General features: G+C 60.4%; 24 protein-coding genes. 16 read left to right on the forward strand and 8 right to left on the reverse strand.

All coding sequences use genetic code 11. The features are described from left to right. Positions 1 to 27 precede the first annotated feature (27 nt). The 3 genes from rlmB to ACJ8OK_RS10140 all read left to right on the forward strand — a co-directional run bounded on the left by rlmB (position 28) and on the right by ACJ8OK_RS10140 (position 2,969). Positions 28 to 759 (forward strand): 23S rRNA (guanosine(2251)-2'-O)-methyltransferase RlmB, encoded by a 732-nt coding sequence (gene rlmB / locus ACJ8OK_RS10130; protein ID WP_004933653.1) that lies wholly within the window; start codon positions 28 to 30, stop codon positions 757 to 759. A gap of 116 nt (positions 760 to 875) precedes the next feature. Then, complete coding sequence (locus tag ACJ8OK_RS10135) at positions 876 to 2,504, forward strand: isovaleryl-CoA dehydrogenase (RefSeq protein ID WP_033631611.1); 1,629 nt, start codon at positions 876 to 878, stop codon at positions 2,502 to 2,504. 66 nt (positions 2,505 to 2,570) lie between these two features. After that, positions 2,571 to 2,969, forward strand: coding sequence for a DUF350 domain-containing protein (locus ACJ8OK_RS10140; protein WP_048325824.1), 399 nt, complete (start codon positions 2,571 to 2,573; stop codon positions 2,967 to 2,969). Here the strand turns inward: ACJ8OK_RS10140 and ACJ8OK_RS10145 are convergent. Together ACJ8OK_RS10145 and bsmA are read right to left on the reverse strand one after the other, a co-directional pair. Next, positions 2,966 to 3,241 (reverse strand): DUF1471 domain-containing protein, encoded by a 276-nt coding sequence (locus tag ACJ8OK_RS10145; RefSeq protein ID WP_033633541.1) that lies wholly within the window; start codon positions 3,239 to 3,241, stop codon positions 2,966 to 2,968. The genes ACJ8OK_RS10140 and ACJ8OK_RS10145 overlap by 4 nt on opposite strands. A 122-nt stretch (positions 3,242 to 3,363) precedes the next feature. Further along, positions 3,364 to 3,672 carry a biofilm peroxide resistance protein BsmA gene (bsmA, locus tag ACJ8OK_RS10150; RefSeq protein WP_048325827.1) on the reverse strand — a complete coding sequence of 103 codons (309 nt, stop codon included), beginning with the start codon at positions 3,670 to 3,672 and terminating at the stop codon, positions 3,364 to 3,366. Between the two features lie 127 nt (positions 3,673 to 3,799). On the opposite strand from bsmA, the gene yjfP reads away from it, so the two are divergent. Both yjfP and ACJ8OK_RS10160 read left to right on the forward strand, forming a co-directional pair. Then, positions 3,800 to 4,552, forward strand: a complete 753-nt coding sequence (gene yjfP, locus ACJ8OK_RS10155) for an esterase (RefSeq protein ID WP_033631613.1) — start codon at positions 3,800 to 3,802, stop codon at positions 4,550 to 4,552. Positions 4,553 to 4,675: 123 nt separating this feature from the next. Continuing rightward, on the forward strand, positions 4,676 to 5,038 hold the full coding sequence (locus ACJ8OK_RS10160; protein WP_060558397.1) for a hypothetical protein: 363 nt from the start codon (positions 4,676 to 4,678) through the stop codon (positions 5,036 to 5,038). A 99-nt stretch (positions 5,039 to 5,137) separates the two neighbouring features. Here the strand turns inward: ACJ8OK_RS10160 and ACJ8OK_RS10165 are convergent, their stop codons facing one another. Then, entirely contained in the window at positions 5,138 to 5,404 is a 267-nt protein-coding gene (locus ACJ8OK_RS10165; RefSeq protein ID WP_004933636.1) for a DUF1471 domain-containing protein, read from the reverse strand. A 453-nt stretch (positions 5,405 to 5,857) separates the two neighbouring features. Here ACJ8OK_RS10165 and rpsF point away from each other — a divergent pair, with 453 nt between their 5' ends. The 5 genes from rpsF (at position 5,858) to ACJ8OK_RS10190 (ending at position 7,770) form a co-directional block, all read left to right on the forward strand. Beyond that, the gene (rpsF, locus tag ACJ8OK_RS10170; protein ID WP_004933634.1) at positions 5,858 to 6,256 is read left to right on the forward strand and encodes a 30S ribosomal protein S6; all 399 of its coding nucleotides are present in this window, start codon (positions 5,858 to 5,860) and stop codon (positions 6,254 to 6,256) included. A gap of 8 nt (positions 6,257 to 6,264) precedes the next feature. Continuing rightward, positions 6,265 to 6,582, forward strand: coding sequence for a primosomal replication protein N (gene priB, locus ACJ8OK_RS10175; RefSeq protein WP_004933632.1), 318 nt, complete (start codon positions 6,265 to 6,267; stop codon positions 6,580 to 6,582). 4 nt (positions 6,583 to 6,586) lie between these two features. Continuing rightward, entirely contained in the window at positions 6,587 to 6,814 is a 228-nt protein-coding gene (gene rpsR / locus ACJ8OK_RS10180) for a 30S ribosomal protein S18 (RefSeq protein ID WP_000135199.1), read from the forward strand. Positions 6,815 to 6,853: 39 nt separating this feature from the next. After that, entirely contained in the window at positions 6,854 to 7,306 is a 453-nt protein-coding gene (rplI, locus tag ACJ8OK_RS10185) for a 50S ribosomal protein L9 (protein WP_004933629.1), read from the forward strand. Between the two features lie 110 nt (positions 7,307 to 7,416). Further along, positions 7,417 to 7,770 (forward strand): DUF488 domain-containing protein, encoded by a 354-nt coding sequence (locus ACJ8OK_RS10190; RefSeq protein WP_004933624.1) that lies wholly within the window; start codon positions 7,417 to 7,419, stop codon positions 7,768 to 7,770. A 3-nt stretch (positions 7,771 to 7,773) separates the two neighbouring features. Here ACJ8OK_RS10190 and ACJ8OK_RS10195 read toward each other — a convergent pair whose 3' ends face one another. Next, positions 7,774 to 8,448 (reverse strand): OapA family protein, encoded by a 675-nt coding sequence (locus ACJ8OK_RS10195; protein ID WP_016929348.1) that lies wholly within the window; start codon positions 8,446 to 8,448, stop codon positions 7,774 to 7,776. Between the two features lie 267 nt (positions 8,449 to 8,715). On the opposite strand from ACJ8OK_RS10195, the gene fklB reads away from it, so the two are divergent. Continuing rightward, on the forward strand, positions 8,716 to 9,336 hold the full coding sequence (gene fklB / locus ACJ8OK_RS10200; protein ID WP_004933618.1) for an FKBP-type peptidyl-prolyl cis-trans isomerase: 621 nt from the start codon (positions 8,716 to 8,718) through the stop codon (positions 9,334 to 9,336). 98 nt (positions 9,337 to 9,434) lie between these two features. Here fklB and ACJ8OK_RS10205 read toward each other — a convergent pair whose 3' ends face one another. Continuing rightward, on the reverse strand, positions 9,435 to 11,387 hold the full coding sequence (locus tag ACJ8OK_RS10205) for a bifunctional 2',3'-cyclic-nucleotide 2'-phosphodiesterase/3'-nucleotidase (RefSeq protein ID WP_048325836.1): 1,953 nt from the start codon (positions 11,385 to 11,387) through the stop codon (positions 9,435 to 9,437). Between the two features lie 255 nt (positions 11,388 to 11,642). Here ACJ8OK_RS10205 and cysQ point away from each other — a divergent pair, with 255 nt between their 5' ends. Beyond that, on the forward strand, positions 11,643 to 12,383 hold the full coding sequence (gene cysQ, locus ACJ8OK_RS10210; protein WP_004933611.1) for a 3'(2'),5'-bisphosphate nucleotidase CysQ: 741 nt from the start codon (positions 11,643 to 11,645) through the stop codon (positions 12,381 to 12,383). Position 12,384: 1 nt separating this feature from the next. On the opposite strand, the gene ACJ8OK_RS10215 is transcribed toward cysQ, so the two are convergent. Continuing rightward, a complete protein-coding gene (locus tag ACJ8OK_RS10215; protein ID WP_025159587.1) occupies positions 12,385 to 12,942 on the reverse strand; it encodes a YtfJ family protein in 558 nt (185 codons plus the stop codon). A 330-nt stretch (positions 12,943 to 13,272) separates the two neighbouring features. Between ACJ8OK_RS10215 and ACJ8OK_RS10220 the strand changes: the two genes are divergently transcribed. Further along, positions 13,273 to 13,479, forward strand: coding sequence for a DUF1107 domain-containing protein (locus ACJ8OK_RS10220; protein WP_004933604.1), 207 nt, complete (start codon positions 13,273 to 13,275; stop codon positions 13,477 to 13,479). Positions 13,480 to 13,547: 68 nt separating this feature from the next. Here the strand turns inward: ACJ8OK_RS10220 and ACJ8OK_RS10225 are convergent, their stop codons facing one another. Together ACJ8OK_RS10225 and msrA are read right to left on the reverse strand one after the other, a co-directional pair. Then, the gene (locus ACJ8OK_RS10225) at positions 13,548 to 14,879 is read right to left on the reverse strand and encodes a hemolysin family protein (RefSeq protein WP_004933603.1); all 1,332 of its coding nucleotides are present in this window, start codon (positions 14,877 to 14,879) and stop codon (positions 13,548 to 13,550) included. A 180-nt stretch (positions 14,880 to 15,059) separates the two neighbouring features. After that, the gene (gene msrA / locus ACJ8OK_RS10230; protein ID WP_038879162.1) at positions 15,060 to 15,701 is read right to left on the reverse strand and encodes a peptide-methionine (S)-S-oxide reductase MsrA; all 642 of its coding nucleotides are present in this window, start codon (positions 15,699 to 15,701) and stop codon (positions 15,060 to 15,062) included. A gap of 304 nt (positions 15,702 to 16,005) precedes the next feature. Between msrA and tamA the strand changes: the two genes are divergently transcribed. The 3 genes from tamA to ACJ8OK_RS10245 are packed head-to-tail and all read left to right on the forward strand — an operon-like array spanning position 16,006 to position 21,889. Continuing rightward, positions 16,006 to 17,724, forward strand: a complete 1,719-nt coding sequence (tamA, locus tag ACJ8OK_RS10235; protein WP_170310347.1) for an autotransporter assembly complex protein TamA — start codon at positions 16,006 to 16,008, stop codon at positions 17,722 to 17,724. Then, on the forward strand, positions 17,721 to 21,539 hold the full coding sequence (gene tamB, locus ACJ8OK_RS10240) for an autotransporter assembly complex protein TamB (protein ID WP_260953625.1): 3,819 nt from the start codon (positions 17,721 to 17,723) through the stop codon (positions 21,537 to 21,539). The genes tamA and tamB overlap by 4 nt, the downstream gene beginning before the upstream one ends. A 2-nt stretch (positions 21,540 to 21,541) precedes the next feature. Continuing rightward, a complete protein-coding gene (locus tag ACJ8OK_RS10245; RefSeq protein ID WP_004933596.1) occupies positions 21,542 to 21,889 on the forward strand; it encodes a gamma-glutamylcyclotransferase family protein in 348 nt (115 codons plus the stop codon). Positions 21,890 to 21,901 lie beyond the last annotated feature (12 nt).

Genomic DNA, 21,901 nt, shown 5'->3' on the forward strand with positions numbered 1-21,901 from the left:
CCGGCCGCACGAATTTAAAAGAGCATCATGAGCGAAATTATTTACGGCATCCACGCCGTCAAAGCCCTGTTAGAGCGCGATCCGCAACGCTTCCTGGAAGTGTTTATCCTGAAAGGCCGCGAAGATCGCCGCCTGCAACCGCTGATCGCCGAGCTGGAAGCGACCGGCATCGTGATCCAGGTAGCGAACCGCCAATGGCTGGATGACAAGGTTGAAGGCGCGGTGCACCAGGGGATCATCGCCCGGGTGCGCGAAGGGCGCCAGTATCAGGAGAACGATCTGCCGGGCCTGCTGGAAAGCGTGGAGACGCCGTTCCTGCTGGTGCTGGACGGCGTGACCGACCCGCATAACCTCGGTGCCTGCCTGCGCAGCGCCGACGCGGCCGGCGTGCACGCGGTGATCGTGCCGCGTGACCGTTCCGCCCAGTTGAACGCCACCGCCAAGAAAGTGGCCTGCGGCGCCGCCGAAAACGTGCCGTTGATCCGCGTGACCAACCTGGCGCGCACGCTGCGTCTGCTGCAAGAGATGAATGTCTGGGTGGTGGGCACCGCCGGCGAAGCCGACCATACGCTGTATCAAAGCAAAATGACCGGCCCGATGGCGCTGGTGATGGGCGCGGAAGGCGAAGGCATGCGCCGCCTGACCCGCGAACACTGCGACGAGCTGATCAGCATCCCGATGGCCGGTACCGTCTCTTCGCTGAACGTGTCGGTCGCCACCGGCATCTGCCTGTTCGAAGCGGTGCGTCAGCGCGGCTGATTCTCCTGACGGGGGCGCTGTGTCCCCGTTAATTCCCCCTCTTGTGATCCCGCCTGCGGCAGAAATCTCTGCGCCGACCATACTTACTCCTGACGCTTTTTTCAGGGAGCACTCTCATGGTCTGGACTACGCACACCGTTTTTAATCAACCCAAGCCGCTGGGCAACAGCAACCTGTTTCTCTCCGATACGCCGCTGCGCGAAGCGTTGCAGCGCGAGCAAGGCGGTTGGGACGCCGAGGTATTGGCTTCGCTGGGCCAGCAGCTCGGCACGCAGGAGTCGCTGGAGCTGGGGCGGCTGGCCAACGCCAACCCGCCGGAGCTGCTGCGCTACGACGCCACCGGCCAGCGACTGGACGACGTCCGCTTTCACCCGGCCTGGCATATCCTGATGCAGGGGCTGATCGCCAACCGGGTGCACAACCTGCCCTGGCAGGAGGATGCACGTATCGGTTCCTTCGTGGCGCGCGCCGCGCGCTTTATGCTGCATGCGCAGGTCGAGGCCGGCACGCTGTGCCCGGTGACCATGACCTTCGGCGCCACACCGCTGCTGCAGCAGGCGTTACCGGCCGAGTTTCGCTCCTGGCTGACGCCGCTGCTGTCGGATCGTTATGACGCCCACCTGCTGCCGGGCGGGCAAAAGCGCGGCCTGCTGATCGGCATGGGCATGACGGAGAAGCAGGGCGGCTCCGATGTCTTGAGCAATACCACCACCGCCACGTCGCTCGGCGCGCGCGGGCCGGGCGAAGCCTACCGGCTGGTGGGGCACAAGTGGTTCTTCTCGGTGCCGCAGAGCGATGCGCACCTGGTGCTGGCGCAGGCCGAAGGCGGGCTGTCCTGCTTCTTCCTGCCGCGCATTTTGCCGGACGGCAGCCGCAACGCCATTCGCCTGGAGCGGCTGAAAGACAAGCTGGGCAACCGCTCCAACGCCAGCAGCGAGGTGGAGTTTCAGGACGCCACCGCCTGGCTGCTGGGCGATGAGGGCGACGGGGTGCGGCATATCCTGAAAATGGGCGGCCTGACCCGTTTCGACTGCTCGCTGGGCAGCCACGGCCTGATGCGCCGCGGGCTGTCGGTGGCGCTGTATCATGCGCTGCAGCGGCAGGCATTTGGTAAGCTGTTGATCGAACAACCGCTGATGCGCCAGGTTCTGGCGCGCATGGCGCTGCGGCTGGAAGGGCATACCGCGTTGCTGTTCCGGCTAGCTCGCGCCTGGGAAAGCCGCAGCAATGAGGGCGAGCTGATCTACAGCCGCCTGCTGACGCCGGCGGCCAAATACAGCATCTGCCGTCAGGGCATGCCGTTCATCGCCGAGGCGATGGAGGTGCTGGGCGGCATCGGCTACTGCGAAGAGAGCGAGCTGCCGCGCCTGTACCGTGAAATGCCGGTGAACAGCATCTGGGAGGGCTCCGGCAACATCATGTGTCTGGACGTTTTGCGCAGTCTGCATAAACTGCCGGGCGCGCTCGAGATGTTGCAGTTCGAGCTGCAGCCGGTGCGCGGCCAGAATCGGTTGTTCGATCATGCCTGGCGGCAGTGGCAGCAGCGCGCCCGGCAACCGCGTGAAGAGATGGGGCGGCTGCTGACCCAGCAGCTGTTCGACCTGTGCTGCGCCGCGCAACTGCTGCAGCATGCCAGCCCGCAGATCGCCGACGCCTGGTGCCACCTGACGCTGGATCACCGCGGCGAGAGCCTGCTGTCGGCCGAGGTGTGCGAACTGCTGCTGAACCGCGCCATCGGCGGTTAGGGAAAAGGGTGGCGCGCGGCGGCGAAAACCTTTTTAATTCAGCCTCACTCTGACAGGAAAATGCACATGGATATTCTCAGCGCGTTGGCGGCGTTCGCCTCTTACTTCTTCAGCGGTTTCGCCATGATTTTGGTGTTTCTGTTCGTCTATACCCGCATCACCCCGCATGACGAATGGGCGTTGATCAAGGCCGATAATCAATCCGCCGCCTTTGCCTTTATCGGCGCTTGCCTGGGGTATGTGATCCCGCTGGCCAGCGCGGCGGTCAACTCGATCAGCCTGCTGGATTACCTGCTGTGGGGCGTGGTGGCGCTGGTGGTGCAACTGCTGCTGTTCGCGGCCGTGAAGATCTACATGCCGCGCATCAGCGACAAGATCGAAGCCAACCATCTGGCCGCCGGGATTTTCCTGGGGGGCGTCTCCATTAGCGGCGGCGTGTTGAATGCGGCGTGCATGAGCTACTAAAGGTATAAGATGGCCGAGGCGCGCCAGCCAAGCGGGTGCGCCTGTTCTTCCATCCGCAGGATGCGGTAATAGCTGGCGCCGTGTTGACCGGCGGTGCGGGCGATGGCCAGTTCCGCTTCCTGCGGCGAGCCGGGCAGATCGCTGAAGGTGATCTCGGCGATTTCACTGAGCGGCGTCACGCGATCGGCGGGCGCCAGCTCGGCGGACTGTGCGCCGGTGCTGAGCAACCCCATGGAAAGCAAGAGGGAGGTGAGTGCGGTGGAGCGTTTCATGGCGTTCCCCTTCGTCAGATCCTGAATCGCACCCGCAACATGCGGCATGCTGTCCCTCAGTGTGCAACACCCTGCTTCAGCCAGTGCAAAGCCAGTGTAAATCTGCTTAAACAATCCCCGCCTTAGCGATACAGGATCGCCTGGGAATACCATTGGCCCGGCACGACGGTTTCGCTGTTCATGATGATCACATAATAACGGGCGCCGGCGGCGGTGGCCTTGCGCTGGATCTCCGCTTCCACGTCCATCGGGCTGCCGCGCACCACGGCGGTGACGGTGCCGATTTTCACCAGCTCGGCGGTCTGCGCGCGGACGATCTCCTGCGCCTGTGCGGTGGGCGGCGGCGGCGGTTTCGGCGTGGTGGTCATGATGCCGCAGGCGGAAAGCTGTGCGGCCAGCGTCAGGGCGATGAGTGTGCGGACGAACGTCATGGGAACCTCGAAAGAACCGGTGCGATGGCTTCAGTGTAACGCAATATAAGCTGGAACAGATTGAGCTAACGCTGGCTGGCGCAAGTTTGTCATGATGAATGCCAACAGGTGAGTTGAGGATGAACGGATGATCGAAATTCATGACGAGCGGGCGGGCGATATTGCGGTGATCCATGCGGTGCCGGCGGGGCAGTATCATCGGCCGCTGCCGACGGTGTTCTTCTGCCATGGTTATACCTCGTCGAAAGAGGTGTACGCCTACTTCGCCTATGCGCTGGCGCGCGCCGGTTTTCGGGCGGTGCTGCCGGATGCCGATCGGCACGGCGAGCGGTTCGACGGCGATGAGACGCGGCGCCTGGCGGCGTTCTGGGAGATCCTGCGCAGCAATATCGACGAGCTGCCACAGATCAAGGCACATTTTGAGCGGCTTGGCCTGATTGCCGACGGCCGCATCGGCGTTGCCGGCGCCTCAATGGGCGGCATGACCGCGCTTGGCGCCTTCGCGCGCTTTCCGTGGATCCGGGCTGCCGCCAGCCTGATGGGCTCCGGCTATTACCGTTCACTGGCGCAAACGCTGTATCCGCCGTTGGGCGAAGAGGGTGAGGCGCTCTCGCCGGCGGCGTTTGCCGCGCGCACCGCCGTGCTGGCGGAATATGAGCTGGAAGGGCGTTTGGAGACGATAGCCGGGCGGCCGTTGTTGCTGTGGCACGGCGAGACGGACGACGTGGTGCCGGCGGCGGACAGCCTGCGTTTGGCGGCCGAACTGCGGCGGCAAGGCGCGGATGGCCGTTTGACGTCGCTCGTCGAGCCGGGGGTGAAGCACCGCATCACGCCGTTGGCGCTGTCCGCCACGGTCGACTTTTTCCGCCGCGAGCTGTGATGCGCCGCCGGGCACGATGCATGGAATTGCAGCGCTCTGTGCCTGCTGTTTCGGGCATTGTTTCATGCATGTCGGAGGAGAATGTCAGCGTGAATTCTTTCAGGGCAGCAAGGAGCAGAGGGCATGATAAAAAGCATCGGCAGTGCGGCCGGCTTAATGGGAACGATAAAAGCGCGCGCCGATCTTAACTCAATGGCCTTCAGTGAGATGCTGGGGGCAGCCGACGGCAAGGCGCGGCAAAACAAGGCGAATCCGCTGTCGCGCATTACCGCGCATACGGTGCAAAACATGACGGCACTGTTCTCTTTCGCGCCGAAAGCGGCGGCCACTCACACTGCGGCGCCGGGAGCACTCTCGTTCGAACAGCGGGCGACCCTGGCGGAAAGTGCCGATCTGCTGCAAATGCGCACCCACTATCTGCGGATGGCGTTGCAGTTGCACAATCCGGGCAAGGCGCTCAACGCGCCGGCGTTGCTCAAGCTCTGATTGGCGGGGGAAGCGGAGCGCCCAACGGGCGACGCTCCGGTGCGGACTGAACGGGCTTTCTGATGAAGCCCTGGGATTTCCCTGGCGTGGCGCGTCTCTTTAGCGGTACAGCTCGGCGCTGACGTGCATCGTGCTGTTGTCGCCCGGTTCGTGCAGGGCGATGATGCGATAAGAGCTTGCGCCGCGTTGGTCGGCGATTTTACTGACCTGGCTGCTGGCGTCGTCCGGCGAAACCACATTCTGGTTCAGGGTGACGAAGCCGACGCTTTGGCGTTGATCGGCCTGGTGCGAGGTGATCTCCGTCGCGGCCATCACATTGGCGGAGAACAGGGCGGCCAGCGCCGTCGCGAGAATAATGCGTTTCATAGTGCCTCTCTTACTTTTTGCCGTTACGGCCTGACAGCGAGTGTCGCTGCGGCAAAAAGTCATTTATCTGCATTGAATAACCTGGGATCTTTTTCGTCGCGCTGTCTGCGGCGGATATGGTTAATTTTAGTCCGTTGCCGGCGATTAAAAAGCGGGGTGTTTTGAAGACGTCTTTCAAAAAAAGTGAAATAGATTTGTGACTCAACGCTGATTTCATTGAAAGATTTTTGAAACTGATGGATCGGCGTACATAGGTTCACTCACGAGCAAATCGTGCTATTTCCCATAGCGCCTCGCATTAACGCGAATAAAACCCACGCAGTCCTTGAGTTTCCCGCCCTGCGTCAGTATGATTACGCGTCATTTTTCAGCCGCACACTAAACACGTTCCTTGCTTCCATGGGCCGCGGTTGACCCTGACAGGAGGCTGAATAATCCGTAAGGAGCAATTCGATGCGTCATTACGAAATCGTTTTTATGGTCCATCCTGACCAAAGCGAACAGGTTCCGGGCATGATCGAGCGTTACAGTGCTACCATCACTAACGCGCAAGGTCAGATTCACCGTCTGGAAGACTGGGGCCGCCGTCAGCTGGCTTATCCGATCAACAAACTGCACAAAGCTCACTACGTTCTGCTGAACGTTGAAGCGCCGCAGGAAGCGATCGATGAGCTGGAAACTAACTTCCGCTTCAACGACGCCGTTATCCGCAGCATGGTTATGCGCGTTAAGCACGCGGTAACCGAAGCATCTCCGATGGTTAAAGCGAAAGACGAACGTCGTGGCGATCGCCGCGAAGACTTCGCTAACGAAACCGCAGATGATGCAGATGCTGGGGATTCTGAAGAGTAATTGCCGCCGTGACGGCTAATCGTCTGGTTTTGTCGGGCACTGTGTGCAAGGCGCCGGTTCGAAAAGTGAGTCCTTCCGGGATACCGCACTGCCAATTTGTGCTAGAGCACCGTTCGCAGCAGACGGAAGCCGGATTCAGCAGACAAGCATGGTGCCGAATGCCCGTGGTTGTCAGCGGACAACAGTCACAAGCACTAACTCAAAGATTAACGGTCGGCAGTCAGATTACCGTGCAAGGCTTTGTAAGCTGCCATCAAGGGCGCAACGGGCTGAGCAAATTGGTTCTGCATGCCGAGCAGATTGAATTGATAGATTCTGGAGACTAGCCAAATGGCACGTTATTTCCGTCGTCGCAAGTTCTGCCGTTTCACCGCGGAAGGCGTTCAAGAGATTGACTATAAAGACATCGCTACGCTGAAAAACTACATCACCGAAAGTGGTAAAATTGTACCGAGCCGTATCACCGGTACTCGTGCAAAATATCAGCGCCAGCTGGCCCGTGCTATCAAGCGCGCGCGCTACCTGTCTTTGTTGCCGTACACTGATCGTCATCAGTAATCGGCCACTGTCCATTAACGACTTTGAGAGGATAAGGTAATGCAAGTTATTCTGCTTGATAAAGTAGCAAACCTGGGCAGCCTGGGTGATCAAGTTAACGTTAAAGCGGGCTACGCTCGTAACTTCCTGGTACCACAGGGCAAAGCTGTTCCTGCTACCAAGAAAAACGTTGAGTTCTTCGAAGCACGCCGTGCTGAACTGGAAGCCAAACTGGCTGACGTTCTGGCTGCTGCTGAAGCTCGCGCAACCAAGATCAACGAACTGGGTTCAGTCACCATCGCTTCCAAATCTGGCGACGAAGGTAAACTGTTCGGCTCTATCGGCACCCGCGACATCGCTGACGCAGTGACTGCGGCAGGCGTTGAAGTTGCCAAGAGCGAAGTTCGTCTGCCGAACGGCGTTCTGCGTACCACTGGCGAGCACGAAGTGCACTTCCAGGTACACAGCGACGTGTTCGCACAGCTGAATGTAGTTGTGGTTGCAGAAGCGTAATTTACGCTGCTGTTAACCGGTTAAAACGCCAGCCTCGCGCTGGCGTTTTGCTTTTCTGCGTCCGGCAAAACGCGCTACGCTTGAAGACGGGATGAAAAGGAGAGCGTGCGATGGCAACGATTACGCTACAGCGGGTTTACGATTTCAGCGCGCCGGCGCCGGAACACTGTTATCTGATAGACCGGCTATGGCCGCGCGGCATCAGCAAAGAGCGGTTGACTGGCGTGCAGTGGTTGAAACAGGTGGCGCCGGATGACGAGCTGCGCAAGTGGTTCCATCAGCATACCGACCAGTGGGAAGCCTTTGAGACGCGCTATCGCCAACAGCTGGCGGCCAACGACGCCTGGCAGCCGCTGGTGGCGCTGTTACGGCAGGGGAAAACGCTGACGCTGCTGTATGGCAGCAAAGATACCGAGCACAATCAGGGCGTGGTGCTGCGCGAGTTTCTGCTGGCGCAGCTGTAGAGATTAGCGTTCCCGGCGGTAGCTGCCGTCGGCCTGGCGGCGGAACAGCGCCTGGCTGTTGTCTGCCGTGGTGACCGACAGCGCGCTAATCACACCGTTGGCGTCGCGTTCGATGCGCACTTCCTGGCCGGCTTTCATGTTGCTCAGCGGCTTGTCGCCGCCTTCCACCTGTGCCATGGCGAACACTTCATTCACCGGCAGATTGTTGTCGCGAAACAGTTGGGCCAGGGTCTGGCCGGGCTGGATCTGATAACGCTGCCAGTTGCCTGCCGGCGTCGGTTCGTTGGCAGGCGTGGCGGCGCTACCGCCGTTTTGCAGCTCGGCCTGCAGCGGCACGCTGGTTTCCTGCTGAGAGACCGGGAACGGCTGTCTTTCGGGCGAGTAGGGCCATAGCAACGCCAGCAGCAGAATGATGCCGAAGATCAGCACCCAGCGGCGATGAAAGTAGGGTAGCGGTTCCATCCAATGGAAACCGTCCGGCAGATGCCAGACTTTAATCAGCAGCGCTTTGACCCGCTGCATTTTGTCGTTGGCCGACGGCGGCTCCGATGGCGGTTCTGCGCCTTCAGCCGTGGGTGCGGCGCCTGGTTTCAGGCGCTGGCTGATGTTCAGCCAGGTGCGCAGCAGCGGCTGGTAGATGCGGGTGGTTTTCCTTCTCCTGGGCGCGATTCTGCCCATGGTGACCTCTCTTCGACGGCGTAATAATCAGTGCGGCGCGGCAAACGCGTCGCCTGCCCGATATCCTGCTTTCAGTATAGTCCGCTAACTGATTGAAGTGAAAGGCGGCTGAGCGGCAGAGCCGGGGTTTGCGGCTGCGGGCGTTAACAGAAGGTTATTGTTTCTTTTTCTACGACAAAAGTCATCATTCTCCACACAAGATTTTACCCGGCATTGACGCGCTGTTATGCTGCGCTTTCGACTTTTTACAGACTTAAGGAAAACCCCATGACAACCCCTTCTTTTGACAGCGTTGAAGCGCAAGCAAGTTACGGGATTGGTTTACAGGTCGGCCAGCAGCTGCAAGAGTCCGGGCTGGAAGGTTTGCAACCGGAAGCTTTGCTGGCGGGTTTGCGTGACGCGCTGGAAGGGAATGCCCCGGCGGTTCCGGTAGACGTGGTGCACCGTGCGCTGCGTGAAATCCACGAGCGTGCGGACGCGGTGCGCCGCGAGCGCCAGCAGGCGATGGCGGTTGAAGGCCAGAAATTCCTGGACGACAACGCCAAGCGCGATGACGTGACGCTGACCGAGTCTGGCCTGCAGTTCTCCGTACTGGAGCAGGGCAACGGCCCAATTCCGTCCCGTCAGGATCGCGTGCGTGTGCACTACACCGGCCGTCTGATCAACGGTGACGTGTTCGACAGCTCGGTTGAGCGCGGCCAGCCGGCGGAATTCCCGGTCAGCGGCGTGATCCCAGGCTGGATCGAAGCGCTGACCCTGATGCCGGTCGGTTCCAAATGGCAGCTGTATATCCCGCACAACCTGGCCTACGGCGAGCGTGGCGCAGGCGCGTCCATCCCGCCGTTCAGCGCGCTGGTGTTCGACGTCGAGCTGCTGGAAATCCTGTAATCCCACCGAGGATTGTTCTGGGCGCCTTCGTGGCGCCCTTATTTTATGCGCCGCGCAGACGGGCGATGAATGGCCGGGCGCGCCGGCCATAAACCGTGTTACTTACCGCTTAAATCGATGCGATAAACCGCGAAGCCGATGCTGTCGCTGCCTGCGGCGCTCATCGGATATTGGGTGTGCTCTTTGATAAACCTTGTCGCTTTGTCCGAAGGCGAGGTCTCGAAGCGGATATCCAGCGGCTGCTGGCTGCTGAAGTTCGCCAAACGCCAGTTGTTGTCCGCCTGCGGGCGCACCGCGCCATGCCGCTGGGTTTCGGCGCTGATGTAGGCCGCCAGCACCGAGCGGTTTTCATCCGGCGAAGCGAAGGCGATATGTTTGTCGCCGGTGCCGGCAAATTTGCCGCCGTAGGCGCGGTAGTTGTTGGTGGCGACCAGGAAGGTGGCGTTCGGATCGATCGGCTTGCCGTTGAAGGTCAGCTGCTTGATACGCTCCGCCTTGTCGTTGATCAGTTGGCATTCGCCATCGTAGCGCGCCGGCTGGCTGACGTCGATCTGGTAGTTGACGCCGTCGATCACGTCGAAGTTATAGGTGCGGAAGCCGTCCCAGTTGATCAAGCCCTGCGGCTTGGCGCTATTGACGTCGATCTGGTTGAACTGGCCGGCGGAGCACTCCAGCCACTCTTTCACCTCTTTGCCGCTCGCCTTCACCACCACCAACGTATTGGGGTAGAGATAGAGATCGGCGGCGTTGCGGAAGGTGAGCTGGCCTTTTTCCACTTCGACGAAGCTGGCGGGATCGTTCTTGCGGCCGCCGACCTTGAACGGCGCCGCCGCCGACAGCACCGGCAGATCGGCCAGATCCGGGTCGCCCTGGATGTAATGTTCGACGTAGGCCTTCTGCGCATTGTTGACGATCTGCACCGTCGGATCGTCCTGCACCAGCGCCAGATAGCTGTACATGTTGCCGTCGGATTTACCGATCGGCTGGCTGACGAACTCGCGCGTGCCCTTGTGATCGTCCGCCAACACCTTCACCAGCGCTGCGTCTTCCGCCGCCAGCGATTTCTTGTTCTCTTTGTCGTAGATCGGCCGCGCTTCCGCGTTGGCGGCGGTCACTTTCCAGCTGCCGCCATCGTTGTTGAGCTGCAGATCGACCACGCCGAGATGGTCGCCCCATTGGCCCGGCATCACCGCCGGCACGCCGTTCAGCAGGCCTTTGTCGATATCCGCGCCTTTGATGTTGGCAAAGTCCTTGCTCGGGAACACCGCATGGGCGTGGCCGAACATGATGGCGTCGATGCCCGGCACCTGGCTGAGGTAATAGACCGAGTTTTCCGCCATCGCCTTGTAAGGCTCGCTGGACAGCCCGGAATGCGGGATCGCCACCACCAGATCGGCGCCCTCTTTACGCATCTGCGGCACGTAGCGCTTGGCGGTAGCGGTGATGTCGTCCACCGTCACTTTGCCCTGCAGGTTGGCCTTGTCCCACACCAGGATCTGCGGCGGCACGAAGCCGATGTAGCCGATGCGCAGCGTATGCGCCTTGCCGTCGCGATCTTTCACCGGCGTATCGACGATGATGTACGGCGTGAACAGCGGTTTTTGCGTTTTGGCGTCGATGACGTTGGCGTTGATATACGGGAATTTGGCGCCCGCGATAGCGTTCTTCAGGTAGTCCAGCCCATAGTTGAACTCATGGTTGCCGATGTTGCCGACGACGTAGTCCAGCGTGTTCATCGCCTTATAGACCGGGTGCACGTCGCCCGGTTTCAGCCCCTTGGCCGCCATGTAGTCGCCGAGCGGGCTGCCCTGAATGATGTCGCCGTTGTCCACCAACACCGCGTTGGCGGCCTGCTGGCGCGCCTGTTGGATCAGGCTGGCGGTGCGCACCAGGCCGAACTTGTCGGTCGGCGTGTCCTTGTAGTAATCGAAGTCCATCATGTTGCTGTGCAGATCGGTGGTTTCCAGCACGCGCAGATCGACGGTGGCCGCTTGCGCGGAGGCGCACACCAGCAGCGCAAGCGCGGACAGCGTCAGTGGATGCTTCATCATTTGGGATTCTCTCCATTCCATTATTCGAGTGTTATCGCAGAGGGAAATGTAATTAACACTGCTTGCCACAGTAAACTGTGAAGTGTGGCAGAAAATGGCGGCGGGTAACGCGGGGAAGCTCACAGTTGTGCCCAACAAGAAATGAGGAATTCCCGAGGCTTAGGCGGTTGAGATGGATATTCGGCGTAAAAAAAACTAGTCTGCTAGCAGAGACAGGGGGAAATTTCCCACGGAGATGCGGAGTTGAGGTGCATGATGTTAGAGCGAATTTGCCAACTGTCCCGCGAGGCGGGGGCGGCGATCATGGCGGTGTACGATGGTGAACAACCGCTTGATGTCGCACAGAAAAAAGATGATTCACCGGTGACGGCGGCCGATCTGGCGGCACACCATATCATCAAGCGCGGCCTGGCGGCGCTGACGCCGGAGGTGCCGCTGCTGTCGGAAGAGGATCCGCCGGCGTGGGAAGAGCGCCGCAGCTGGACGCGCTACTGGCTGGTCGATCCGTTGGACGGCACCAAAGAGTTTTTACATCGCAATGGCGAGTTCACGGTCAATATCGCCCTGATTGAAGACGGGCAGGCGGTGATGGGGGTGGTGTACGCCCCGGCGATCGACGTGTTGTATCTGGCGGAGCGCGGCAAGGCCTGGAAAGAAGAGAAGGGCGTGCGGCAGGCGATCGGCGTCAGCAACGCGCATCCGCCGCTGGTGGTGGTGAGCCGTTCGCATATCGACGACGAACTGAAAGATTATTTGCAGCAGCTGGGCGAGCACCAGACCGTGTCCGTCGGTTCCTCGCTGAAGTTCTGTCTGGTGGCGGAAGGCAAGGCGCAGCTCTATCCGCGCTTCGGGCCGACCAACATTTGGGATACCGCCGCAGGGCATGCGGTGGCGGTGGCCGCCGGGGCGCAAATTCACGATTGGCAGGGTAAGCCATTGCTCTATACCCCGCGTGAATCTTTCCTCAACCCCGGCTTCCGGGTGTCGCTGTTCTGAGTTAGTTCGCCAACAGCTGGTGCAGCTTGGACATCACCTGCTGCACCTCTTCTGGCGTCAGCGCGCCGTCTTTGGCGAACTGGATGCGCCCTTGCTTATCCAGCACCACGATGGCGGAGCCTTTTGGCTGCAGATCCCAGGCTTTGCGCACGTTGCCGTCGCTGTCGACGATAAACTGCGACCATGGGAACTCTTTCTTGCTGTCTTCAATGCTGCTGCGCACGAACATCGCGGTGCCCATCAGGGCATCGTCGGTGTTGACGATTGTCGTCGTTTGGTAACGATCGTGTGGTAGCTTCGCCTTCTTGATCGCTTCAATCAGTGGGTCGTTCATGTCTTTGGCGGAGCTGCGGCCGGCAATATGTTGTATCACTCGCACTTTTCCACTGAGCTGCGCGCTGTTCCAGTTTTGGTAGCTAAAATTACCGTCAGCGTAATTGAGCTCTCCTTTGTCGCTGACGCCGACCGGCGCCACGCGCTGCTGGAGCTGGAAGTTGTGCGCGGAAGCGAAAAGCGGGGCGAGCAGCAGGGATACCATCAGCATGCGACTTGTTTTCATGCTTTCTCCTTGTAATGGGGGGAATTTGTGCGACAGCACTTCGACAGCCTAAAGCATAGGATGTGATAAGAGGTCTGTCCTGTTAACCGGATCGCAGATTTTCCCTTGGTTCGCTAATCATCAGATTTTGAAGGGATATCCTGAAAACGTTATAAATTATCATATACAATTCTGTCAAAAAGTGTAAATCCAGCGTAGATATCCGGGCAGAAGTGAACGTTCTGGTCTTTACTGGGTCTACTACATGCAATCAAGTTGCGTTCTGAATTTCGAGGCTGCCACCTTTGGCGGCTCGCTGAGCGCATGGATCAACGGGAGGAGCGTAAAAGAATGAGAATCTTCCAGCGTTATAACCCTTTGAAAGTGGCAAAGTACGTTAAGACCCTGTTTCGCGGAAGGCTGTATATCAAGGACGTGGGCGCATTTGAATTCGACGAGGGGAAAATCCTGCCGCCGAAGATTCGCGACAAGCGCCATTTCAGCGTGATGTCTGAAGTGAACCGTCAGGTGCTGCTGTTGCAGACCGAGATGGGGTGAGCACCTCGCTGACAGCGGTAAAAAAATGCGGCCCCGATGGGGCCGCTGATGTTTTTGTCTTACCGCCGTCAGGCCGCAGGCGTGTCGTCCGGCGCTTTCGGCAGCACCGCCGCCGGCTTGTCGCTCAGCCGGGTGACCAGCAGCTGGTCTATCTTGTAGCTGTCGATATCCACCACTTCGAACTTGTAGCCGGCGTATTTGACGAAGTCGGTGCGTTTCGGGATCTTGCGCAGCATATACATCATAAAGCCGCCGATGGTCTCGTAGTTGCCCGCCTGCGGGAACTCGTCGATGTCCAGCACGCGCATCACGTCGTCGATCGGCGTGCCGCCTTCAATCAGCCATGAACTTTCGTCGCGCGCCACGATCTGCTCTTCCTGGCCCTGGCCGACCAGATCGCCCATCAGCGTGGTCATCACGTCGTTAAGGGTGATGATGCCCACCACCAACGCATATTCATTGAGGATCACCGCGAAGTCTTCGCCGGCGGTTTTGAAGCTTTCCAGCGCTTCGGACAGCGTCAGCGTGTCCGGCACGATCAGCGCCGAGCGGATCTGCACGCCGCTGCTCAGCACCAGGCTTTGGTTGCCCAGCACGCGGTTCAGCAGGTCTTTGGAATCGACGTAGCCGACCACCTGATCGATATGGCCGTCGCACACCAGGAACTTGGAGTGCGGGTGAGTCGAGACTTTCTCCTTGATGCTCTCTTCGCTTTCGCGCAGATCGAAGTACACCACGCTTTCGCGCGAGGTCATCGAAGACGGCACGGTGCGCGATTCCAGTTCGAACACGTTTTCAATCAGCTCGTGCTCCTGCTTGCGCAGCACGCCCGCCAGGGCGCCGGCTTCCACCACCGCATAGATGTCATCGGAGGTGATGTCGTCTTTACGCACCATCGGCAGCTTGAACATACGGAAGATCAGGTTGGCCATGCCGTTGAAGAACCACACCAGCGGGCGGAAGATCATGATGGAGAAACGCATCGGGTTGATGATCCGGACGGCGACCGTCTCTGGTGCAATCATACCGATGCGCTTCGGGGTCAAATCGGCGAACAGGATAAACAGGCTGGTCACCAGCACGAAAGAGCAGATGAAGCTGACCTGTTCCGCCAATTCGGGCGACAGGAAACGATCGAACAACACCTTGAAAGTGGGCGAGAAAGCCGCGTCGCCGACGATACCACCGAGGATGGCCACGGCGTTCAGGCCGATCTGCACCACGGTGAAAAAGATGCCAGGGGTTTCTTGCAGCTTGAGCACTCTGGCGGCGTTGACGTTACCTTCGTCAGCCATCAGCTTCAGTTTGATCTTGCGCGAGGCGGCCAGAGAGATTTCCGACAGTGAGAAGAACGCACTCACCGCGATCAGAAAAAGAATCAGTAAAATACTGTTTAACATAATCTATCCATACGTGCCGACGGGATGCCGGCGCTCTTGAGGAAGGGTAGTACATAGTAAAAAAAGCAGCGATAACAACCAGAAGGGAAGCTATCGGGCCGCAGAAGCGGCCCGCATAGTATAGCAGTTGCCCCACAGGGGCCGCCAGCGGTTAAAAAAGTGCCGCCGGCCGGCATCAAATCAGCCCTGCGGCGGCAGGCAAACGCCGATGCCGCCCAGCCCGCAGTAGCCTTCCGGGTTTTTGAACAGGTACTGCTGATGATCGTCTTCCGCGTAATAGAACGGCAGCGCCGGTGCGATCTCGGTGGTGATGGCGCGCTTATCGCCCGCCGCATCCATCGCCTGCTGGAAGCGTTGCAGGCTGCTTTCCGCCTCGGCCTGCTGCTCTGGGCTCAGCGTATAAATCGCCGAGCGGTACTGCGTGCCGACGTCGCCGCCCTGGCGCATGCCCTGCGCCGGATCGTGATTTTCCCAGAATACCTGCAGCAGCTGTTTGTAGCTGACGACCTGCGGATCGAACACCACGCGCACCACTTCGGCGTGGCCGGTCTGGCCGCTGCACACTTCGCGGTAGGTCGGGTTCGGCGTATAGCCGCCGCTGTAGCCGGCGGCGGTGCTGTAGACGCCCGGCTGTTGCCAGAACAGGCGCTCAACGCCCCAGAAACAGCCCATGGCGAAAATCGCCACCTCCATGCCGGCCGGCACCTGAGTCATCGAGTGTTCGGTGACGACGTTGAGCGTTGCGACAGGCATTGGCGTGGTGCGGCCAGGCAGCGCGCTTGCCTTATCGACGGTTTGTGATTTATCAAAAAATGGCACCACGGTTGACTCCTGTTGTCACAGTAAGAATTGACCCTACATGGCGGCGGTTCGGTTGTATCTCACCGCGTCTTTGCCCACAATAAGCGGCAAGTTGGATTTTGTATAAGCTTAACGCAGTATTTTGAGCGCCAAAAGTGAAGAATTCGCCTGTTGCGCGGCGGTGGCAAAGCGCGGCGGGCGGCGTCCGGAAGAAGGTTGAAGAGGGCTGCCGTCATGATAGCGCGGAGTCTGCCCTGGCCCCGGAGCGAACACCATAACAGGACAGTAAAATCAATAAGGAGAACACGTGCCAAAGTACCCGGTCATGTGCTTGATATCTGTGTTGCTTGCGGCACCTGCAGCCTATGCGGCGAACGTGCGGCTGCAGGTGGAGGGGTTAAGCGGAGAGTTGGAAAAAAACGTCCGGGTGCGGCTGTCGTCGATCACGCCTGAAGAGGTCGGCACCGACGGCCGCTTCCGCGCACGGGTGGACGAGGCGGTGCGCCAGGGGCTGCGCGCGCTCGGCTATTACCAGCCGACCATCGAGTTTACGCTGGACGATCGGCCGGGGATGTCGCGCCCGGTGCTGCATGCCAAGGTCAATCCGGGCGAGCCGGTGCGCATCGCCGGCGCCAACATCGTGCTGGAAGGCGGCGCAAAGACCGATGAGGACTACCTGGCGCTGGTAAAGAAGGATCGGCCGACCATCGGTGAGATCCTCAACCACGGCAAGTATGACAGTTTCAAAGGCTCGCTGACCGGCCTGGCGCTGCGCAAAGGCTACTTCGACGCCGACATGACCAAAAGCCAGCTCGGCGTGGCCGAAGATCTGCACAAGGCGTTTTGGGATATCGATTTCAACAGCGGCGAACGTTACCGCTTCGGCAAGGTGAAATTCACCGGTTCGCAAATCCGCGAAGACTATCTGCAAAATCTGGTGCCCTTTCATCAGGGGGATTACTACAGTTCGGAGGATTTGGCCGAGCTGAACCGCCGTTTGTCCGCCACCAACTGGTTCAACTCGGTGGTGGTGTCCCCTGATTTCAACGATGCCAAAGAGAACAAGATTTTGCCGTTGGACGCGCTGGTGACGCCGCGTACGCGCAACACCGTCGAAACCGGTATCGGTTACTCCACCGACGTCGGCCCGCGGGTGAAAGGCACCTGGAAAAAGCCCTGGCTCAACGATCGCGGGCATAGCCTGGAAACCAGCGCCAGCGTGTCGGCGCCGGAGCAGCAGCTGGATCTGACTTACAAGATCCCGCTGCTCAAGAACCCGCTGGAGCAGTATTACCTGCTGCAGGGCGGGCTCAAGAACGTCGATCTTAACGACACCAAATCCGTGACCTCCAAAGTGGTGGCCTCGCGCAACTGGGATCTCTCCAGCGGCTGGCAGCGGGCGATCAACCTGACCTGGCGCTGGGATAACTTTACCCAGGGCAACGTCAGCAACACCACCATGCTGCTGTACCCCGGCGTCAGCTTCAACCGCACCCGTTCGCGCGGCGGGCTGATGCCGACCTGGGGCGACAGCCAACGCTATTCCATCGACGTGTCCGACACTTCCTGGGGCTCCGGCGTGGACTTCGCGCTGATGCAGGCGCAGAACGTCTGGATCCGTACCCTGGCCGACAAGCATCGCTTTGTAGCGCGCGGGCAGGTGGGCTGGATCGAAACCAACGACTTCGACAAGGTGCCGCCGGATCTGCGCTTCTTCGCCGGCGGTGACCGCAGCATTCGCGGCTACAAGTACAAAGACATTTCGCCGCGCGGCGACGACGGCAAGCTGACCGGCGCCTCCAAGATGCTGACCGGCTCGCTGGAGTATCAATACAACGTGACCGGCAAATGGTGGGGGGCGATGTTCGTCGATTCCGGTGAAGCGGTGAACGATATCAAGCAGAGCAACTTCAAGACCGGCGCCGGCGTAGGCGTGCGCTGGCAGTCACCGGTGGGGCCGGTGAAGCTGGATATCGCCGCGCCCGTGGGGGACAAGGACACCCACGGGATGCAGTTCTACATCGGTTTGGGGCCTGAACTATGAGCCTGGTTAAAAAGATTTGCCTCGGATTTCTGGTCATTCTGCTGTTGCTGATCGGCGGCCTGGCCTTCCTGGTGGGGACCACCACCGGTTTGCATATGGTCATCAACGGCGCGGCGCGCTGGGTGCCGGGGCTGGAGATCGCCGGCGTCAGCGGCGGCTGGCGCGATCTGACGCTGAAGGGCGTGAAGTATCAGATGCCGGGCGTGACGGTCAACGCCGGGCAGTTCCATCTCTCCCTCGATCTCTCCTGCTTTAAACGCAGCTCGCTGTGCGTCAACGCTTTGACCGCTCAGGACGTGGACGTGGCGGTGAACACCAAAGAGATGGCGCCCTCCGCGCCGGTGGAGGAGAGCAGTGAACCGACCACCAATCTCAGCACCCCTTATCCGATCACCCTGCGCCTGCTGGCGCTGAATAACGTCAAGGTCACCGTCGACGACACCGCCATTTCTCTGGCCGAGTTCCGCACCGGCGCGCAGTGGCAAGAGCGCGCGCTGACGCTGATGCCAACCAAGATCAGCTCGTTGCTGATTGCCTTGCCGAAAACGCCGCAAAATCCGTTGCCGGAAGCGGTGCAACCGGCGGTCGAGGTGGCGAAAAAGGTCGGTGAGCAGGTTACCGACGCGGCGAAACCGGCGCCGCAGCCGGAGGAGAAGCCGCTCGGCGAAACGCTGAAGGAACTGTTCGCCAAACCGCTGTTGCCGGATCTGCCGGACATCCGCCTGCCGCTGGATATCACCGTGAAAGAGATCAGCGGCGAACAGCTGCGCTTGACCGGCGATACTGACGTGCTGATCACGAGCCTGTTGCTGCAGGCCAGCACGCAGGATCAGCATATCCAGCTGGACAACTTCGACGTGAAGTCGCCGCAGGGCACGCTGTCGGTGCAGGGGCAGGCGACCCTGACCGGCGACTGGCCGGTGGCGCTGACCGCCAACAGCGCGTTGAATATCGACCCGTTGAAGGGCGAGAAGGTGAAGCTGAACATCGACGGCGGGTTGCGTGATGAGCTGAAGGTGGCGCTGAACCTGTCCGGCCCGGTCGGCGCCCAGCTCGATGTGCAAACCCGGCTGGCCGAAGCGGGCCTGCCGCTGGCGCTGACGCTGCAGAGCAAGCAGCTGAAATGGCCGCTGAGCGGCGAGGCGCAGTATCAGGTCAACGATTTCCGCCTGCGCTTTAACGGCAAGGCGACCGACTATGCGCTGTCGACGCGCGCCAATCTGAAAGGCCAGGATCTGCCGCCGGCGGTGCTGACGCTGGACGGCAAAGGCAACGTCGAGCAGTTCAAGCTGGAGCGCCTGCGCCTGGCGGCGCTGCAGGGCAATACCGATCTCACCGCGCTGGTGGACTGGAGCAAGGCCATCAGCTGGACCTCGCAATTGACGCTGAGCGGCATCAATACCGCCAAGCAGTGGCCGGAATGGCCGGCGAAACTCGACGGCAAGATCACCACGCGCGGCAGCCTGCACGGCGGCAGCTGGCAGCTGCAGGTGCCGGTGCTGCAGCTGGACGGCAACGTGAAGCAGAACAAGGTCACGGCGCGCGGCACGCTGAGCGGCAACGCCGCCGGGCAGTGGAAAATCCCCGGCATCGATCTGACGCTGGGGCGCAACCAGCTGAATGTCAAAGGACAGCTGGACGAGAAGAACTGGAACCTGGACGCCAACATCGACGCGCCGCGTCTGGACGGCGCGCTGCCGGGCCTCGGCGGCACCGCCAAAGGGCTGCTGAAGCTGCGCGGCAATCTGCAGGCGCCTCAGCTGCTGGCGGATTTGACCGCCTCCGGCTTGCAGTGGCAGGCGCTGCGCATCAACCGCGTGAAGATCGACGGCGACGTGCGCTCCACGGATCAGATCCAGGGGCAGCTGGCGGTACGCGTCGAGCAGCTGAAGCAGGACGCGCTGGAGGTCAGCCTGCTGACCCTCGACGCCAAAGGCAGCGAGAAGCAGCATCAGCTGCAGTTGAAGATCGACGGCAAACCGGTCTCCGGCCAGCTGGCGCTGCAGGGCAGCTTCGATCGTCAGCAGCAGCGCTGGCGCGGCAATCTGAATAACACCCGCTTCGATACGCCGGTGGGGGAGTGGCGCCTGACGCGCGCCATCGCGCTGGACTACCTGAACACCGCGCAGAAGATCAGCATCGGGCCGCACTGCTGGCAGAACCCGAACGCCGAGCTGTGCGTGCCGAAGACCATCGAAGCCGGCCAGAGCGGCCAGGCCAGCGTGGTGCTCAACCGGTTCGACCTGGCGATGATCAAGCCGTTCCTCGGCCCGGAGACCGCCCTGAGCGGCGTGTTCACCGGCCGGGCCGACGTCAGCTGGAAACCGGGCGGCGCGCTGCCGGAGGCGAAGGTCACGTTGGCCGGCAACGGCGTCAAGGTGGTGCAGCAGGTGCAGGGCAATGCGCTGCCGATCGCCTTCGATACGCTGACCCTCAACGCCGGCCTGAACAACGGCCGCGCGCAGGCCGACTGGCGGATCAAACTGACCAACAACGGCCAGTTCGACGGCAATATCCAGGTGGCGGATCCGCAGGTGCGGCGCACCATCAGCGGCAACGTCAATATCACCAACATCTCGCTGGCGCTGATCAACCCGGCGCTGATGAAGGGCGAAAGCGCGGCGGGCATGCTGAACGCCAACCTGCGTCTGGGCGGCAGCGCGCAGAAGCCGCTGGTGTTCGGGCGTCTGGCGTTGGATCGGGCGAAGGTGCAGGGCCACTGGATGCCGTTCGATATGACCGACGCGCGGCTGGCGGTGAATTTCAACGGCATGACCTCGACGCTGGAAGGGCTGCTCAGCACCACGCGCGGCCAGCTGAATCTGGCGGGCGATGCCGACTGGCGTGACATCAATGCCTGGCGTGCGCGCATTGCCGCCAAGGGCGACAAGCTGCGGGTGACGGTGCCGCCGATGATCCGCATCGACGTATCGCCGGATCTGGTGTTCGAAGCCACGCCGCAGCTGTTCTCGCTCAACGGCAAGGTCGACATTCCCTGGGCGCGCATCACGGTGCAGGAACTGCCGGAAAGCGCGGTGGGCGTCTCTTCCGACGAGGTGATGCTGGACGATCAGCTGAAGCCGATTCAACCGAAGACCGCCTCGATCCCGATCAACAGCAATCTGATGATCCACGTCGGCAACGACGTGCGGCTGGACGCCTTCGGCCTGAAAGCCCGCCTGAAGGGCGATTTGAAAGTGGTGCAGGACAAGAAAGGGTTGGGCCTCAATGGCCAGATTGACATCCCTTCCGGTCGCTTCCATGCTTATGGTCAGGATTTGATCGTGCGTAAAGGGCAGCTGATGTTCTCCGGCCCGCCGGATCAGCCGCTGCTCAATATCGAGGCGATCCGCAACCCGGAATCCACCGAGGACGACGTGACCGCCGGCGTGCGCGTGACCGGCCTGGCGGATGCGCCGAAGCTGGAAGTGTTCTCCGATCCGGCCAAATCGCAACAGGAAGCCCTGTCTTATCTGCTGCGCGGTCAGGGCTTAAGCAGTTCCGGCGCCGACGGCAACGCCATGACGTCGATGTTAATCGGCATGGGGGTTGCACAAAGTGGTCAACTTGTGGGTAAAATCGGCGAGGCATTCGGCGTGAGTAATTTGGCTCTGGACACTCAAGGGGTTGGCGACAATTCCCAGGTTGTCGTGAGCGGCTATGTCCTCCCAGGCTTACAAGTAAAATATGGGGTGGGCATTTTCGACTCGCTGGCCACGCTGACGTTGCGTTATCGCCTGATGCCTAAGTTGTATCTTGAAGCGGTGTCTGGTCTCGACCAGGCATTAGATTTGCTCTATCAGTTTGAGTTTTAGCGATGCGAATAATTGTCTACGGCAGTTTACGGCGCAAACAGGGAAACAGCCATTGGATGACCAACGCCCAATGGCTCGGCGAGCACGAGCTCGAAGGCTATCAGATTTATAATCTGGGCCATTACCCGGCGGCGATCCCTGGAGAGGGCACGATACATTGCGAAGTGTATCGTATTAACTCATCGATTCTGGCAGAGCTGGACGAACTGAAAAGCAACACCAAGGACTATAAGCGCGAGCTGATTCAGACGCCTTATGGGAGTGCGTGGATCTACCTGTATAAACACAGCGTGGATGGTTACCCGCGAATTACCAGCGGTGACTGGCTGAAACGCCTCGAAGATCAGTAATAAAAAAACACC

This window comes from Serratia sp. CY71090 (assembly GCF_052166845.1).
In the GTDB taxonomy this organism is placed as follows: Bacteria; Pseudomonadota; Gammaproteobacteria; order Enterobacterales; family Enterobacteriaceae; genus Serratia; species Serratia nematodiphila.

Excerpts from the sequence above, each read along its gene's own strand:
- rlmB (WP_004933653.1), top strand. The coding sequence starts at position 28 with ATGAGCGAAATTATTTACGGCATCCACGCCGTCAAAGCCCTGTTAGAG.
- ACJ8OK_RS10135 (WP_033631611.1), top strand. The coding sequence starts at position 876 with ATGGTCTGGACTACGCACACCGTTTTTAATCAACCCAAGCCGCTGGGC.
- ACJ8OK_RS10140 (WP_048325824.1), top strand. The coding sequence starts at position 2,571 with ATGGATATTCTCAGCGCGTTGGCGGCGTTCGCCTCTTACTTCTTCAGC.
- ACJ8OK_RS10145 (WP_033633541.1), bottom strand. The coding sequence starts at position 3,241 with ATGAAACGCTCCACCGCACTCACCTCCCTCTTGCTTTCCATGGGGTTG.
- bsmA (WP_048325827.1), bottom strand. The coding sequence starts at position 3,672 with ATGACGTTCGTCCGCACACTCATCGCCCTGACGCTGGCCGCACAGCTT.
- yjfP (WP_033631613.1), top strand. The coding sequence starts at position 3,800 with ATGATCGAAATTCATGACGAGCGGGCGGGCGATATTGCGGTGATCCAT.
- ACJ8OK_RS10160 (WP_060558397.1), top strand. The coding sequence starts at position 4,676 with ATGATAAAAAGCATCGGCAGTGCGGCCGGCTTAATGGGAACGATAAAA.
- ACJ8OK_RS10165 (WP_004933636.1), bottom strand. The coding sequence starts at position 5,404 with ATGAAACGCATTATTCTCGCGACGGCGCTGGCCGCCCTGTTCTCCGCC.
- rpsF (WP_004933634.1), top strand. The coding sequence starts at position 5,858 with ATGCGTCATTACGAAATCGTTTTTATGGTCCATCCTGACCAAAGCGAA.
- rpsR (WP_000135199.1), top strand. The coding sequence starts at position 6,587 with ATGGCACGTTATTTCCGTCGTCGCAAGTTCTGCCGTTTCACCGCGGAA.
- rplI (WP_004933629.1), top strand. The coding sequence starts at position 6,854 with ATGCAAGTTATTCTGCTTGATAAAGTAGCAAACCTGGGCAGCCTGGGT.
- ACJ8OK_RS10190 (WP_004933624.1), top strand. The coding sequence starts at position 7,417 with ATGGCAACGATTACGCTACAGCGGGTTTACGATTTCAGCGCGCCGGCG.
- ACJ8OK_RS10195 (WP_016929348.1), bottom strand. The coding sequence starts at position 8,448 with ATGGGCAGAATCGCGCCCAGGAGAAGGAAAACCACCCGCATCTACCAG.
- fklB (WP_004933618.1), top strand. The coding sequence starts at position 8,716 with ATGACAACCCCTTCTTTTGACAGCGTTGAAGCGCAAGCAAGTTACGGG.
- ACJ8OK_RS10205 (WP_048325836.1), bottom strand. The coding sequence starts at position 11,387 with ATGATGAAGCATCCACTGACGCTGTCCGCGCTTGCGCTGCTGGTGTGC.
- cysQ (WP_004933611.1), top strand. The coding sequence starts at position 11,643 with ATGTTAGAGCGAATTTGCCAACTGTCCCGCGAGGCGGGGGCGGCGATC.
- ACJ8OK_RS10215 (WP_025159587.1), bottom strand. The coding sequence starts at position 12,942 with ATGAAAACAAGTCGCATGCTGATGGTATCCCTGCTGCTCGCCCCGCTT.
- ACJ8OK_RS10220 (WP_004933604.1), top strand. The coding sequence starts at position 13,273 with ATGAGAATCTTCCAGCGTTATAACCCTTTGAAAGTGGCAAAGTACGTT.
- ACJ8OK_RS10225 (WP_004933603.1), bottom strand. The coding sequence starts at position 14,879 with ATGTTAAACAGTATTTTACTGATTCTTTTTCTGATCGCGGTGAGTGCG.
- tamA (WP_170310347.1), top strand. The coding sequence starts at position 16,006 with ATGTGCTTGATATCTGTGTTGCTTGCGGCACCTGCAGCCTATGCGGCG.
- tamB (WP_260953625.1), top strand. The coding sequence starts at position 17,721 with ATGAGCCTGGTTAAAAAGATTTGCCTCGGATTTCTGGTCATTCTGCTG.
- ACJ8OK_RS10245 (WP_004933596.1), top strand. The coding sequence starts at position 21,542 with ATGCGAATAATTGTCTACGGCAGTTTACGGCGCAAACAGGGAAACAGC.